Below are 13957 nucleotides of genomic sequence, written 5' to 3' on the forward strand. Positions count from 1 at the left end.
ACCAGAGGGCGCGCGGCTCCGGAGGGCCGCGCGCCCGTGCCTTTCCTGACGGCCGGGGCGCCACTATATCTGGTGTATGACCGATCTCTTCTCCACCAGCGCCTCCGAGCCGACCGCGCCGTCCTCCGGGACGGCGCCCGCCGGTCCGCTCGCCGACCGGCTCCGTCCCGCGACGCTGGGCGAGGTCGTGGGGCAGGGGCATCTGCTGGGGCCAGACGGGTCGCTGACGGCGATGCTCGCGGGTGCCCTGCCATCGCTGATCCTCTGGGGCCCGCCCGGCGTCGGCAAGACGACGATCGCGCGGCTTCTCGCCGATCATGTCGGCCTGCATTTCGTCCAGATCAGCGCGATCTTCACCGGGGTTGCGGACCTTCGGAAGGTGTTCGAGACGGCGCGCAACCGCCGCGCGAACGGGCGCGGGACGCTGCTTTTCGTCGACGAGATCCACCGCTTCAACAAGGCGCAGCAGGATGGCTTCCTGCCGCATATGGAGGACGGCACGATCACGCTGGTTGGCGCCACGACCGAGAACCCCTCCTTCGAACTGAACGCTGCTCTCATGTCGCGGTCGCAGGTCCTCGTCCTGCACCGCCTCACCCTGCGCGACATGGAGCTGCTGACCCAGCGCGCCGAGAAGGAGCTTCGCGCAAAGCTGCCCCTGAACGGCCCCGCCCGCGAAGCCCTGCAGGAGATGGCCGACGGCGACGGGCGCGCGCTGCTCAACCTGATCGAGCAGGTCGCGGGCTGGGGCGCCACCGGCCCGATCGACGTCGAGACGCTGTCGAAGCGCCTGCAGAGGCGCGCCGCGCAATACGACAAGAGCGGGGACGGGCATTACAACCTGATCTCCGCGCTGCACAAGTCGGTGCGCGGCAGCGACCCGGACGCCGCGCTCTATTGGCTCGCCCGGATGCTGAAGGGGGGCGAGGACCCGCGCTTCCTCGCCCGCCGCATCACCCGGATGGCGGTCGAGGATATCGGTCTGGCCGACCCGCAGGCGCAGGGGCTCTGCCTCCAGGCGTGGGAAACCTACGAGCGTCTCGGCTCGCCCGAGGGCGAACTGGCGCTGGCGAATGCGGTCGTCTATCTCGCGCTCGCGCCGAAGTCGAACGCAGGCTACGCCGCCTACAAGGCCGCCATGAAGGGCGCCGAGCAGACCGGATCGGAGCCGCCGCCGAAGCACATCCTGAACGCGCCGACGCAGATGATGAAGGACCAGGGCTATGGCAGCGGCTATGCCTACGACCACGACCAGGCCGACGGCTTCTCGGGGCAGAACTACTTCCCTGACGGAATGAAGCGCCCGGTCTACTACGTCCCCGTCGAGCGCGGCTTCGAGCGGGAGCTCGGCCGCCGGCTCGACTGGTTCGTGGAGCAGCGGGCCAAGCGGGCCAAAACTTGACACCGCCTTCCGGCGGGGGGAGACGGCGCGCCATGACACCCATGATCTCGGTCGCCCTTGGCGGCGCCCTCGGAGCCTCGCTCCGCCACCTGATCGCTTCGGCGCTGGCCCGCGACGGCTTTCCGGTCGCGATCCTCGCCTGCAACGTGCTGGGCTCCTTCGCGATGGGCCTGCTGGCCGTCGCGCTCGTCCGGCACGGCCTGCCGCAGTGGCAGCCCTTCCTTCTGACCGGCGTGCTGGGCGGGTTCACGACTTTCTCGGCCTTCTCGCTGGAGACGCTGACCCTGGTCGAACGCGGCGCGTTGGCGCAGGCGGGGCTCTACGTCGCGGCCTCGGTCGGGCTGTCGGTGATGGCGCTGGCCGTCGGCCTCTGGCTCGGGAGGAGCTTCGCATGAGCGGCGTGCAGATCGTGACCGTGGGCGCGGGCGAGGGCGAGCAGCGGCTGGACCGCTGGCTCAAGCGCAAGTTCCCCCAGCTCAGCCAGGGCCAGATCGAGAAGATGGCCCGCAAGGGCGAGATTCGGCTCGACGGCGGCCGGGTGAAGGCGAACACCCGCGTGGACGAAGGCCAGCAGGTCCGCATCCCCCCGATCCCCGAAGAACGCGGCCCCGCCGCGCCGAAGCGGGAGAAGACGCCCCGGGCGGATGCGGAGATGATCCGCGCCTGCGTGATCTACCGCGACGACCATATTCTCGCGCTCAACAAGCCGCCGGGGCTGGCGTCGCAGGGGGGCAGCGGCCAGACACGGCATGTCGACGGCATGGGCGACGCGCTGCGCTTCGACGCCGACGAGCAGCCGCGCCTTGTCCACCGGCTGGACCGCGACACCTCGGGCGTGATGCTGATGGCGCGCAACCGGCTGACCGCGGCGAAGCTTTCAGAAGCGTTCCAGGACCGGGACACGCGCAAGATCTACTGGGCCGCCATCGCCGGCGTGCCCAAGCTGAGGCGCGGGACGATCCGCTTCGGTCTGGTCAAGGCCGGTGGCGGCGGCGATGGGGGCGAGAAGATGCGCGCCATCCATCCCGATGAGGTGCCTCAGGTCAGCGGCGCGAAGAACGCGACCTCGGACTATGCGGTGCTCGACAGCCTCGGCACCCGGGCGGCCTGGGCCGCGCTGGTCCCCGTCACCGGGCGCACCCACCAGCTGCGCGCCCATATGGCCGAGATCGGGCATCCGATCGTCGGCGACGGCAAGTATGGCGGCTCGGGGCAGGAGAACATGGGCGACGGCTGGGGCGCGCAGCTGGGCGGAGAGGTCAGCCGCAAGCTGCACCTTCACGCGCGGTCGCTGACGCTGACGCATCCGATCACCGGCGCGCGGCTGCACCTGACGGCGCCGCTGCCGGACCACATGCAGGCGACCTGGGACATGATGGGCTGGCGCGCCGGAGACGTGCCGGTCGATCCCTTCGAGGACGAGGATGTCTGACGCGCGCTGCGCCCTTGGCCGGGCAGATGCGGAAGCCGGGCTCCCCGGGGCCGATGGACTGCTGGAGAGATTTGCATGACGGAATGGAAGGCCCGCCGGTTCTGGACGGCGGCGGAGGTGGTCGAGGTCCCCGAAGGGTTCGCGGTCGAGCTCGACGGGCGGCCCGTCCGCTCGCCGCTCAAGACGCTGGTCGCCGCGCCCAGCCGCGCGCTGGCGCAGGGCGTGGCGAAGGAATGGGACGCGCAGGGCCAGGTCATCGACCCGCTGTCGATGCCGCTGACCCGGGCGGTGAATGCCGCGCTCGACAAGGTCATGCCGCAACGCGAGGAGGTCGCCGCCCATCTGTCGGAATACGGCGAGAGCGACCTGCTCTGCTACCGCGCCGCCGGGCCGGATGTCCTGGTCGAGCGGGAGCAGGCGGCCTGGGACCCGCTGCTCGACTGGCTCGACGCCGAGCACGGCGCCCGGCTGGCGACGACCCAGGGCGTGATTCCCGTGCCGCAGCCCGCCAACGCGGTCGCCGCGCTGCAGGCCCGCGTCGGGGCGATGACCGCATGGGAGCTGACCGCGCTGAGCGAGTTCGTGACCCTGTCCGGCAGCCTGGTGCTGGGCCTCGCCGTGATGGAGGACCGCATTGCCCCCGAGGCGGCCTGGGACGTCTCGCGCATCGACGAGGCCTGGCAGATAGAGCAGTGGGGCGAGGACGAGGACGAGGCCGAGCGCATCGCCGTCAAGCGCGCCGCCTTCCTGCAGGCCCGGACCTATCTGGACCTTCTGCGGGCCGGTTGACCGCCGCCCCGCCGCCGGAACGGGCAGGCCGCCCGGAAGCCTGCCCGCGCCGGTTGCGTCTGCCCAGTTTTCCGGCATCTCCCCTTGACCTTCTCCGGCGGGTCTGCCCACTTTCAAAGGCAGTGAGGGGGGTGAACATCCTCACGAAGAACCGACCGTGATCGCGAATGCGGGGCGGCGTCGCGCGGGCTCCGCTTCGCGCGGAACATCAGGAAGAGGTTAACTCAATGAACAAATCCGTACTTCTCGGCACGCTGGCCTTTGCCGGTCTGGCCGCCGCCGGCGCTTCCGCCGCGACGCTGGACGACGTCAAGGCCCGCGGCACGCTGAACTGCGGCGTCACCACCGGCGTGCCCGGCTTCGCCGAGCCGGATGCGAACGGCGTCTGGCAGGGCTTCGACGTGGCCGTGTGCCGGGCCGTCGCGGCCGCCGTCCTGGGCGACCCGGAGGCCGTGACCTTCGTGCCGACCACCGGCAAGACCCGCTTCACCGCGCTCGCCTCGGGCGAGATCGACATGCTGGCCCGGAACACGACCTGGACCTTCTCGCGCGACACCGACCTGAAGTTCGACTTCACCGGCGTGAACTACTACGACGGCCAGGGCTTCATGGTCCCCGCCGCGCTGGGCGTGTCCTCGGCGACCGAGCTCGACGGCGCGACCGTCTGCATCCAGACCGGCACCACGACCGAGCTGAACCTCGCGGACTACTTCCGCGTCAACAACATGTCCTACGAGCCGGTGCCGATCGAGACCGGCGCCGAGGCGGTGCAGCAGTATCTCGCCGGCGCCTGCGACGTCTACACCACCGACCGCTCCGCGCTCGCCGCGCAGCGTGCGGGCTTCGAGACCCCCTCCGACCACGTGATCCTGCCGGAAGTCGTCTCGAAGGAGCCGCTTGGCCCGCTCGTGCGTCATGGCGACAGCGAATGGGCGGATATCGTCCGCTGGACGCTGAACGCGCTGATCGCGGCCGAGGAGTACGGCGTGACCCAGGCGAATGTCGAGGAACTCGGCTCCGCCCCCGGCGACAACCCGGAGATCAACCGGATGCTCGGCACCGAGGGTGAGCTGGGCGCGATGGTCGGCCTCGAGGCGGGCGCGTTCAAGAACGCCATCGCCGCCGTCGGCAACTACGGCGAGGTGTTCGACCAGAACATCGGCGAGTCGACCGCGATCGGCCTCGCCCGCGGGCTCAACGCCCAATACACCGACGGTGGCCTGATCTACTCGCCGCCGTTCCGGTAAGACACAAGGAGGAGGGCGCGGGCCGCAAGGCTCGCGCCCTTCTTCCACCAACGATACGAATCATAATCCCATGGGTGGGAGCCGGGGTATCCTCCCCGGGGGCGACAGACGGCAAAGCCGCGGCGCCTGGGGACCCAGGGGACACGGGGAAAGCACATGACGACAGCAGCCGATCCGCCGAGGGCGGAGGGATTTCGTATCGGGCAGCTCATCAACGACACCCGATACCGCTCCTACACGTTCCAGTTCATCGCGCTGGTCGCGCTGATCTTCGGGTTCAGCTGGCTCGCCTACAACGCGTCCCAGAACGAGCAGTTGCAGGCCAACGGCTTCAGCTACGACTTCCTGTTCGCGCCCGCGGGCTACGACATCAACCAGCAGCCCATCCCCTATACGTCGCAGGACACCCATCTGCGCGCGACGGTCATCGGCGCGATCAACACGATCATCGTCGCCGTGCTGGCCTGCGTCACCGCCACGATCTTCGGCGTCATCGCGGGCGTGCTGCGCCTGTCGAACAACTGGATCATCTCGAAGCTGATGGCGATCTACGTGGAGATGTTCCGCAACATCCCCGTGCTGATCTGGATCATAATCATCTTCACGGTCGCGGCGAACACCTTCCCGCCGATCTCGGAGTTCCGGCTCCCTAACGACGGCTCCGACCCGGACCGCGCGCTGCTCTTCGGCATGTTCGCGGCCACCAACCAGGGCGTCTTCGTCCCGCGCCTCGTCTTCGAGGACCTGGGCTGGGTTGTCGCGCTGACCTTCCTCGCCTCCATCGCGGGCGTCTTCGCCTGGCGGGCCCATGCGCGCAACAAGCTCTACTCCGAGGGCAAGATCGTCCCGGTGTTGTGGCCGGCGCTCGCCATCCTGCTCGTGCCGACGATCGTGGTCTACTTCGTGCTCGGGATGCCGATCACGGTCGAGAACCCCGCGATGGGGCGGTTCCGCTTCGAGGGCGGCTTCCTGCTGCGCCCGTCGCTGATCGCTTTGTGGTTCGCGCTGTCGATCTACACCGGGGCCTTCATCGCCGAGAACGTGCGCGCGGGCATCCTGGCGATCTCGCGCGGCCAGACGGAGGCGGCGGCCGCGCTGGGCCTGCGCCCGGGACGGATCATGTCGCTTGTGGTCCTGCCGCAGGCGCTGCGGGTCATCATCCCGCCGCTGATCTCGCAATACCTCAACATCACCAAGAACACGTCGCTGGCCATCGCCGTGGGCTACATGGACCTGACCGGCACGCTGGGCGGCATCACGCTGAACCAGACGGGGCGGGCGCTGGAATGCATCCTGCTGCTGATGCTGTTCTACCTGACCTTCAGCCTCGCGATCTCGGCGGTGATGAACGTCTACAACAACTCCGTCAAACTGAAGGAGCGGTGAGCCATGTCTGACGCGCACGCGCACTCCGTCGCCTTCGTCCGGCGGAGCGAGATCCCCCCGGCTCCGCCGCCCACGGCCGAGACCGGCGCCTTCAAATGGGTCAGGGAGAACCTGTTCTCCGGCCCGTTCAACACGATCATGACCATCCTCGGCATCCTGGTGGTCTGGTACCTTCTGTCGGGCCTCATCCCCTGGATCGCCAACGGCACCTGGGAAGGCGACGACATCCGCGACTGTCGGGAGATCCTTCAGGGCTCGGGCGGAGGCTGCTTCGCGGTCATCGCGGACCGCTGGCCACAGCTGCTGTTCGGGTTCCAGTATCCCGACTACCTGCGCTGGCGCCCGACCCTGGCCTTCCTGCTGCTGTTCGTCGCCGTGCCCCCGGCGCTGTTCGTGATGTTCCTGCCGCGCTGGACGCTGATCGCAACGGCGATCTACCCCTTCGTCGCCTACTGGCTGATCTGGGGCGGCACCCTCCTCGCGCCGCTGATGACCGCGCTGGCGCTGATCGGCGGCTATCTCGTCTTCAAGCAGGTCGAGAAGCGCGGCTTCGTCCAGGGGCTGGCCGCGGGCATCGTCACGGCGGTCGTGATCCTCTGGATCGGCGGCTTCGTCAGCGACGCAGGCTCCGGGGTGCTGAGGCTGGAGCCGGTCGAGAGCCGGGCCATGGGGGGCTTCATGCTCAACCTGATCCTCGGCACGGTCTGCGTCTCGCTGTCGATCCCGCTGGGCATCATGCTGGCGCTGGGCCGCCAGTCGAAGCTGCCGATCGTCAAGGGCTTCTGCGTCGTGTTCATCGAGTTCGTCCGCGGCGTCCCGCTGATCACGCTGCTGTTCGTGGCGAACGTGGTGCTGGCCTACTTCCTGCCGCCGGACGTGAATTTCGACCTGATCATCCGGGTGATCATCATGATCACGATGTTCTCGGCCGCCTATATCGCCGAGGTCATCCGGGGCGGTCTGGCGGCCCTGCCGAAGGGCCAGTACGAGGCGGCCGACAGCCTGGGGCTCGACTATCCGCAGGCGATGCGGCTGATCATCCTGCCGCAGGCGCTGAAGATCTCCATCCCGGGCATCGTCAACGTCGCGGTGGGCCTGTTCAAGGACACGACGCTGGTCTCGGTCATCTCGATGTTCGACCTGGTCGGCATGATCCGCGGACCGATCCTCAGCTCGACCGACTGGGTCGGCGTCTACTGGGAGCTCTGGGCTGCGGCCTGCATCCTGTTCTTCACCGTCTGCTACGGCATCTCGCAATATTCGCAATGGCTGGAACGCCAGTTGCGGACCGATCATCGCTAAGGAGGTCAACATGGCTGCTCTGGACACCAATCCGAACGAACCGACCGCGATGACGGTGAGCGACGAAGTCGCCATCGAGATCAAGGGGATGAACAAGTGGTTCGGTCAGTTCCACGTGCTGCGGGACATCGACCTGACCGTGTTCCGCGGCGAGCGGATCGTGATCTGCGGGCCTTCGGGCTCGGGCAAGTCGACGCTGATCCGCTGCATCAACGCCCTGGAAGAACACCAGCAGGGGACGATCGTCGTGGACGGGACGCCGCTCTCGTCGGACCTGAAGAACATCGACAAGATCCGGTCCGAGGTCGGGATGTGCTTTCAGCACTTCAACCTCTTCCCGCATCTGACGATCCTCGAGAACTGCACGCTGGCCCCGATCTGGGTGCGCAAGACGCCCAAGCGGGAAGCCGAGGAAACGGCTATGTATTTCCTCGAGAAGGTGAAGATCCCGGACCAGGCCCACAAGTATCCCGGCCAGCTTTCGGGCGGGCAGCAGCAGCGGGTCGCCATCGCGCGCTCGCTCTGCATGCGGCCCCGGATCATGCTCTTCGACGAGCCGACTTCGGCGCTCGATCCGGAGATGATCAAGGAGGTGCTGGACACGATGATCCAGCTTGCCGAGGAGGGGATGACGATGCTCTGCGTGACCCACGAGATGGGCTTCGCGCGGCAGGTTGCGAACCGGGTGATCTTCATGGATGCCGGTCAGATCGTCGAGCAGAACGAGCCCGAGGGCTTCTTCCTCAATCCGCAGAACGAGCGCACCAAGCTGTTCCTGAGCCAGATCCTCGGGCACTGACCCACGGGTGATCCACGGGTGATCCGGGTCATACCTGAAAAACGCGCGATGCCTCCGGGTGTCGCGCGTTTTGGTTCGGGGATGCAGCGTGGTTCGTTCAGCAGGGCGGTCCGGCCCGAGCGGGCCGCAGGCGGGTCACGCCACCCGCAGCGCCGACGTCATCGGCTGGCCCGACGGGGCGGTCCCCGTTCCCGGGGGGCGGACGCGCCGGCGACCTAGCGGGACACCCGCATCAGCGCGGCCGCCCGCTCTTCGCGGCTGAGCACCTGCGGCGGCACCCTGGGCGCGCCCTCGGCGTCGAAGAAGGGCGAGCCGCGCCATTCTCCGTTCAGATTCTTGGCGGCCATGCGCGTCAGCCACCTGCCGACCATGCGGCCCATCCCCCTGTTGCGGGTCTTGCCCGCTCCGGCGGGGATGAAGGCCTCGGCAGTGACCGGGCCGACCGCCTCCGGCCGGTCCAGCCGGTCGGCGTTCACGCCGACATGCACCGCTCGCGCCTTGGTCGGCGTGTAGAACAGCGGCGTGTTGCAGCAGGTCGCGAACCAGCGCAGCGCGCCCTTCGACGAGAGGCGGAAGAGCCGCAGGTTCTCGCCCCCTTCGGCGATGCGGATGCGGTCCTGCGTGGTCTGGAGGATGCCGACCTTCTCGGGGTCGGCGAGGCCCAGATGGGTATAGGCCGAGCGGCAGTCGGCGCAGTGGCAGACGATGTTGGTATAGGCCGCGGGCGAGACGTCGGTCACCTCGCCCCGCAGCTTGCCGCAGGCGCAGGCGAATCCCAGCGTCTCGGCCATCGCGTCAGACCGCGACGTTGGAGGCCGGCGGGTCCTCGCCCTCGACCAGCTTCAGCGGGGTCGGGCGCTTCGAAGGCGCGTCGGCATTGGCGTCGATGAAGTTCAGCACCAGCGGCCGGATGTTCCGCCGCCAGGAGCCGCCGGCGAAGATGCCGTAATGGCCCGCGTTGGGTTCGAGATAGCTGGCCTTCTTCTCGTCGGGCAGGCCGGTCAGCAGCTTCAGCGCGGCGACGCACTGGCCGGGGGCCGAGATGTCGTCCTTGCCGCCCTCGACGGTCTTGACCGCGACCCGGGTGATCTTGCCGATATCGACCATGTGCCCGTCGACGACGAAGCGGTTCTCGGCGATCTCCAGCCCCTTGAAGATGCGCTCCACGGTCGAGAGGTAGAACTCGGCGGTCATGTCCATGACGGCGAGATACTCGTCGTAGAACTTGTTGTGCTTGTCGTGGTCCGTGGCGGTGCCGCCCGCGACCGCCAGAACCTGGTTCCACATCGCGTTGGTATGGGTCTCGGCGTTCATCGAGATGAAGGAGGCGAGCTGCAGCAGGCCGGGATAGACCATCCGGCCGACGCCCGCGTGCTGGAAGCCGACGCGCTGGAGCATCGACTGCTCCAGTTGGCCCATCGTCACGCGGCGGCCGAAATCGGTGACGTCGGTCGCGGCGGCGTCCGGGTCGATCGGGCCGCCGATCAGCGTCAGGGTCCGGGGCTGGGCGTCGGGATCGCGCTCGGCCAGCAGGGCGGTGGCGGCGAGGGTCAGCGGCGCGGGCTGGCAGACGGCGATGACGTTCAGGTCGGGGCCGAGCGCCTTCATGAAGTCGGCGAGGTAGAGCGTGTAGTCCTCGATGTCGAACTTGCCCGCCGAGACGGGGATGTCGCGGGCGTTGTGCCAGTCGGTGACGTAGACATCCGCGTCGGGCAGCAGCGAGACGACCGTGCTGCGCAAAAGCGTCGCGTAATGGCCCGACATCGGCGCGACCAGCAGGATGCGCCGGGCCATCGGTTCGCGGCCCTGCACCGCAAAGCGGATGAGGTCGCCGAAGGGCTTTTCGACCACGGGCTCGACGGTGACGGGATGGTCGCGCCCGTCCTTCCCGGCGATCGGGCGGATGTTCCAGTCGGGCTTGACGATCATGCGGTTGAAGCTGCGCTCGGTCACTTCGCCCCAGGCGGCCATCATCTTGAAGACCGGCAGCGGAGACATCGCCAGAGCAGGATAGGAGCCCATCGTGCGCGCGGTCGCGCCCATCCACGCATAGGTGTTCCGCGTCGCCTCCATCATGTCGTAGGCTGCCATGTAGCGCATCGGATCACCTCGTACCGCTGGCGGATGGGAGCCGATGACTCCGACCCGGCGTTTGTCTTTCGGCGCGACACCTGTGATGATGACGCTGCGCGATGTGTTAGCAGTTGCAGCATACGGGGGGAAATTCAAGGAATGACCGCAGAGCAGCAGCCGGGCGAGGGCGCCGCGCAGGAGGCGCTGAGCAAGCTGAATCACAACCTCGTCAAGATGGACGAGCTGACGAAGCGGCTGGTCCATGCGCTGTCCCAGAGGCGGAGCGCCGATCACGGGCTGCAGGGGCCGGGACCGGAGCTTTATGCCAAGGCGATGGCGGCCTACTGGACGGAGCTGGCGAACAATCCGGGCAAGCTGATCGAGAAGCAGGTCGGCTATTGGGGCCAGGCGCTCAAGCACGCGATCGAGGCGCAGCACGCCCTGACCTCGACCGGAAAGCCCGTCGCGCCCGAGGACAACCAGCCCAAGGACAAGCGTTTTTCGGACCCTCTCTGGACCGAGCACCCGTATTACAACTTCCTCAAGCAGCAGTACCAGATCAGCGCCAACGCCATCTCGGACACGGTGGCGGAGCTTGGGGGGCTCGACCGCAACGACAAGCGGCGGGTGGCGTTCTTCAGCCAGCAGATCCTCGACCTGTTCGCGCCGACCAACTTCCTCGCCACCAATCCAGAGGCGATGACCCGCGCCGTCGAGACGGAAGGCGAGAGCCTCGTCCGCGGACTGGAGAATCTGGTGCGCGACATCGAGGCGAACCACGGCGACTGGCTGGTCACGCTGTCGGACCCGGACGCCTTCGAGGTCGGGGGCAATATCGGCACGACGGCGGGTTCGGTGGTCTACCAGAACCGCATGTTCGAGCTGATCCAGTACGCGCCGACCACCGAGAAGGTGAAGTCGACCCCGATCGTGCTGTTCCCGCCCTGGATCAACAAGTTCTACATCCTCGACCTGAAGCCGCAGAACAGCCTCATCAAGTGGGTCGTCGACCAGGGCTTCACCCTGTTCGTGGTGTCCTGGGTGAACCCGGACGAGAGCTATCGCGACGTGACCCTGTCGGACTATGTCGAGCATGGGTTCCTTGAGGCGATCGAGCAGGCCAAGGCGATCTGCAAGGTCAAGCAGGTCAACGCCATCGGCTACTGCATCGCCGGGACCACGCTGTCGCTGACGCTGGCGCTGCTGGCGCGGCGCAAGGACAACTCGGTCAAGTCGGCGACCTTCTTCACCACGCTGGCCGATTTCGAGGACCCGGGCGAGATGGGGGTGTTCCTCGACGACGACTTCGTCGAAGGGATCGAACGCGAGAGCGCGGCCAAGGGCTATCTCGACAGGTTCTTCATGGGGCGGACCTTCAGCTACCTGCGCTCGCGCGACCTGGTCTATGGCCCTGCGATCAAGTCCTACATGCTGGGCGAGGCGCCGCCGGCCTTCGACCTGCTCTATTGGAACGGGGACGGCACGAACCTGCCCGGGCCGATGGTGACCGAGTATCTGCGCAAGCTCTGCATCGGGAACGCGCTGGTCGAGGGCGGCTTCGACATCCTGGGCGAGAAGGGGCTGACGCTGTCGGACGTGTCGGTGCCGCTTTGTGCGGTGGCCTGCGAGACGGACCATATCGCGCATTGGCGCGGGGCGTGGGAGACGGTGAGGAAGATGGGCGCGAAGGACAAGACCTTCATCCTGTCGGAAAGCGGCCATATCGCCGGGATCGTGAACCCGCCGACCAAGGGCAAGTACGGCCATTACACCAACGAGACCGGCGAGGAGTTCGAGACGCCCGAGGACTGGCTGAAAGCCGCGACCTTCAACAAGGGATCGTGGTGGCCGCGCTGGGGCGAGTGGATCGAGTCGCGCTCCGGCCGGCTGGTCAACGCGCGGGAGCCGGGCGGGCCGGACCACCCGGTCCTCGCACCCGCGCCGGGGACCTACGTGTTGCCGAAGAAGCCGCTCGCGGCGGAGTAGGGGCGCGGAAGCGCACGGGGGCCGCCCTTGGGGAAGGGGCGGCCCTTCTTGCGGGCGCGGCGGCTCGCCGCAATGCCGCATCCGACGAGGGGCCGGGTCGTGGGCGGAATGGATTTGATCCGTGTTATCAATGGGGAGGTGGTTGCGCTAACGGGAAATTGACCCCAGGGACCCGTCCGAGGATTTTTATGCTGCAATGCAGAAACCCCCTTGTAATGCCGCACCGCAGCAAGTAACTGAACGTCAGCCGCAGAGGAAAGCGCCGGGTCCCCCGGTGGGCCCTGCGCCAAACCTGAGAGAGGATAGTCCCATGACCAAGCAGCCCGATTTCACCAAGTACATGACCGACATGATGGGGTCGTTCCCGATGGACACCACCGCCATGCAGGAGGCCTTCAAGACCCAGGCCGCCTTCGCCGAGAAGCTGTCGAAGGTCGCGCTGGACGCCGCCGAGCAGTCCGCCGAGATCTCGCACAAGTGGACCCGCGAGACCCTGTCGAAGATGGGCCCGATGGCCACCGTCAAGGACGAGCCGGCCGACTACGCCAAGTCGATGACCGACTTCGCCTCGTCCTACGCCGAAGTGTCCGCCGAGAACATGGCCGCCTTCGCCGAGATCGCGAAGAAGGTCCAGATGGACACCGTCGAGATCATGATGGCCGCCGGCAAGGAAGCCCAGCAGGACGCGACCGCCGCCGTCAAGAAGGCCACCTCCGACGCCACGACGGCCACGAAGAAGGCCGCCGCCACCTCGAAGTGATCCGGGCCTGATCGCCGCGTCCTCCTCTCCCCGGACGCGGCATGCCCGAAGGGCGGGACGGTTTCGACCGTTCCGCCCTTTTTCGTGCCCGAAGGCTCTGGGCGCGACGCTGCACCTGCGATAGGCTTCTCTGCACCGCAACAGGGGGGCGCCATGACCGAAGATTCCAGGCCGCTGCTGATCAAGCGCTATGCGAGCCGCCGCCTCTACAACACCGAGACCAGCGACTACGTCACGCTGGAGGATATCGCGAGCTTCATCCGCGCCGGGCGCGAGGTGCAGATCGTCGACCTCAAGTCCGGACAGGACCTGACGCGGTCCTACCTGCTCCAGATCATCGCCGAGCACGAATCGAAGGGCGACGCCGTGCTGCCGCTCGGGGTGCTGACCGATCTCGTCCGGTCCTATACCGGGTCGGCGCAATCGGTGGTGCCGGACTTCCTCGCCTCCAGCTTCGAGATGCTGCGCTCCGGCCAGTCGAAGATGATGGAGAACATGACGGCGATGAACCCGATGGCCCAGATGCCCGGGGTCAAGGCCATGCAGGAAAGCCAGCAGGCCTTCTTCAAGGCGATGACCGGCGGCTGGGCCGGAAGCTCGGGACCCGCCCGCGACGATCCAGCGCCGCCCGAGGGCGACGGCTCCAAGGAGGAGCTCGACGCGATCCGCAAGCAGCTTGCCGACATGCAGGCGATGCTGGCGCGGATGAACAAGTAGAGCAGCGCCGGAGGGCCGTGTGCCCTGCGAAGGCGCGGGGCCGGCGCGTCCGGCGCCAGCCCCC

Annotated in this window: 13 protein-coding genes; 11 read left to right on the forward strand and 2 right to left on the reverse strand. The window is 67.6% G+C overall.

What is annotated here, in order from left to right:
* The first annotated feature begins 76 nt into the window (after window positions 1–76).
* From DR046_RS03435 to DR046_RS03470, 8 genes are all read left to right on the forward strand, one after another.
* Window positions 77–1402, forward strand: a complete 1326-nt coding sequence (locus DR046_RS03435; protein WP_115379998.1) for a replication-associated recombination protein A — start codon at window positions 77–79, stop codon at window positions 1400–1402.
* Window positions 1403–1434: 32 nt separating this feature from the next.
* The gene (gene crcB / locus DR046_RS03440; RefSeq protein ID WP_245190796.1) at window positions 1435–1797 is read left to right on the forward strand and encodes a fluoride efflux transporter CrcB; all 363 of its coding nucleotides are present in this window, start codon (window positions 1435–1437) and stop codon (window positions 1795–1797) included.
* Window positions 1794–2834, forward strand: coding sequence for an RluA family pseudouridine synthase (locus tag DR046_RS03445; protein WP_115380001.1), 1041 nt, complete (start codon window positions 1794–1796; stop codon window positions 2832–2834). Before crcB ends, DR046_RS03445 begins: the two co-directional genes overlap by 4 nt.
* Before the next feature lie 75 nt (window positions 2835–2909).
* Window positions 2910–3623: an ATP12 family chaperone protein gene (locus DR046_RS03450; RefSeq protein WP_115380003.1), complete on the forward strand. Its 714-nt coding sequence runs from the start codon at window positions 2910–2912 to the stop codon at window positions 3621–3623.
* Window positions 3624–3850: 227 nt separating this feature from the next.
* On the forward strand, window positions 3851–4870 hold the full coding sequence (locus DR046_RS03455) for an amino acid ABC transporter substrate-binding protein (RefSeq protein ID WP_115380005.1): 1020 nt from the start codon (window positions 3851–3853) through the stop codon (window positions 4868–4870).
* Window positions 4871–5026: 156 nt separating this feature from the next.
* A complete protein-coding gene (locus DR046_RS03460; RefSeq protein ID WP_115380007.1) occupies window positions 5027–6256 on the forward strand; it encodes an amino acid ABC transporter permease in 1230 nt (409 codons plus the stop codon).
* Window positions 6257–6259: 3 nt separating this feature from the next.
* The gene (locus tag DR046_RS03465; protein WP_115380009.1) at window positions 6260–7558 is read left to right on the forward strand and encodes an amino acid ABC transporter permease; all 1299 of its coding nucleotides are present in this window, start codon (window positions 6260–6262) and stop codon (window positions 7556–7558) included.
* A 49-nt stretch (window positions 7559–7607) separates the two neighbouring features.
* Window positions 7608–8357, forward strand: a complete 750-nt coding sequence (locus tag DR046_RS03470) for an amino acid ABC transporter ATP-binding protein (RefSeq protein ID WP_115380379.1) — start codon at window positions 7608–7610, stop codon at window positions 8355–8357.
* A 215-nt stretch (window positions 8358–8572) separates the two neighbouring features.
* Here the strand turns inward: DR046_RS03470 and DR046_RS03475 are convergent, their stop codons facing one another.
* A complete protein-coding gene (locus DR046_RS03475; RefSeq protein WP_115380011.1) occupies window positions 8573–9148 on the reverse strand; it encodes a DUF6151 family protein in 576 nt (191 codons plus the stop codon).
* Between the two features lie 4 nt (window positions 9149–9152).
* Window positions 9153–10457 (reverse strand): polyhydroxyalkanoate depolymerase, encoded by a 1305-nt coding sequence (gene phaZ / locus DR046_RS03480; RefSeq protein WP_115380013.1) that lies wholly within the window; start codon window positions 10455–10457, stop codon window positions 9153–9155.
* A 132-nt stretch (window positions 10458–10589) separates the two neighbouring features.
* On the opposite strand from phaZ, the gene phaC reads away from it, so the two are divergent.
* The 3 genes from phaC (at window position 10590) to phaR (ending at window position 13893) form a co-directional block, all read left to right on the forward strand.
* Window positions 10590–12416 (forward strand): class I poly(R)-hydroxyalkanoic acid synthase, encoded by a 1827-nt coding sequence (gene phaC / locus DR046_RS03485; RefSeq protein ID WP_115380015.1) that lies wholly within the window; start codon window positions 10590–10592, stop codon window positions 12414–12416.
* A gap of 310 nt (window positions 12417–12726) precedes the next feature.
* Window positions 12727–13176 (forward strand): phasin family protein, encoded by a 450-nt coding sequence (locus tag DR046_RS03490; RefSeq protein ID WP_115380017.1) that lies wholly within the window; start codon window positions 12727–12729, stop codon window positions 13174–13176.
* A 153-nt stretch (window positions 13177–13329) separates the two neighbouring features.
* The gene (gene phaR, locus DR046_RS03495) at window positions 13330–13893 is read left to right on the forward strand and encodes a polyhydroxyalkanoate synthesis repressor PhaR (RefSeq protein ID WP_115380019.1); all 564 of its coding nucleotides are present in this window, start codon (window positions 13330–13332) and stop codon (window positions 13891–13893) included.
* Window positions 13894–13957 lie beyond the last annotated feature (64 nt).

Source organism: Jannaschia formosa, from assembly GCF_003340555.1.
Taxonomy (GTDB): Bacteria; Pseudomonadota; Alphaproteobacteria; order Rhodobacterales; family Rhodobacteraceae; genus Jannaschia; species Jannaschia formosa.

What these genes read in the sequence shown, in the direction of transcription:
- DR046_RS03435 (WP_115379998.1), top strand. Translation starts at nt 77, where the DNA reads ATGACCGATCTCTTCTCCACCAGCGCCTCCGAGCCGACCGCGCCGTCC.
- crcB (WP_245190796.1), top strand. Translation starts at nt 1,435, where the DNA reads ATGACACCCATGATCTCGGTCGCCCTTGGCGGCGCCCTCGGAGCCTCG.
- DR046_RS03445 (WP_115380001.1), top strand. Translation starts at nt 1,794, where the DNA reads ATGAGCGGCGTGCAGATCGTGACCGTGGGCGCGGGCGAGGGCGAGCAG.
- DR046_RS03450 (WP_115380003.1), top strand. Translation starts at nt 2,910, where the DNA reads ATGACGGAATGGAAGGCCCGCCGGTTCTGGACGGCGGCGGAGGTGGTC.
- DR046_RS03455 (WP_115380005.1), top strand. Translation starts at nt 3,851, where the DNA reads ATGAACAAATCCGTACTTCTCGGCACGCTGGCCTTTGCCGGTCTGGCC.
- DR046_RS03460 (WP_115380007.1), top strand. Translation starts at nt 5,027, where the DNA reads ATGACGACAGCAGCCGATCCGCCGAGGGCGGAGGGATTTCGTATCGGG.
- DR046_RS03465 (WP_115380009.1), top strand. Translation starts at nt 6,260, where the DNA reads ATGTCTGACGCGCACGCGCACTCCGTCGCCTTCGTCCGGCGGAGCGAG.
- DR046_RS03470 (WP_115380379.1), top strand. Translation starts at nt 7,608, where the DNA reads ATGACGGTGAGCGACGAAGTCGCCATCGAGATCAAGGGGATGAACAAG.
- DR046_RS03475 (WP_115380011.1), bottom strand. Translation starts at nt 9,148, where the DNA reads ATGGCCGAGACGCTGGGATTCGCCTGCGCCTGCGGCAAGCTGCGGGGC.
- phaZ (WP_115380013.1), bottom strand. Translation starts at nt 10,457, where the DNA reads ATGCGCTACATGGCAGCCTACGACATGATGGAGGCGACGCGGAACACC.
- phaC (WP_115380015.1), top strand. Translation starts at nt 10,590, where the DNA reads ATGACCGCAGAGCAGCAGCCGGGCGAGGGCGCCGCGCAGGAGGCGCTG.
- DR046_RS03490 (WP_115380017.1), top strand. Translation starts at nt 12,727, where the DNA reads ATGACCAAGCAGCCCGATTTCACCAAGTACATGACCGACATGATGGGG.
- phaR (WP_115380019.1), top strand. Translation starts at nt 13,330, where the DNA reads ATGACCGAAGATTCCAGGCCGCTGCTGATCAAGCGCTATGCGAGCCGC.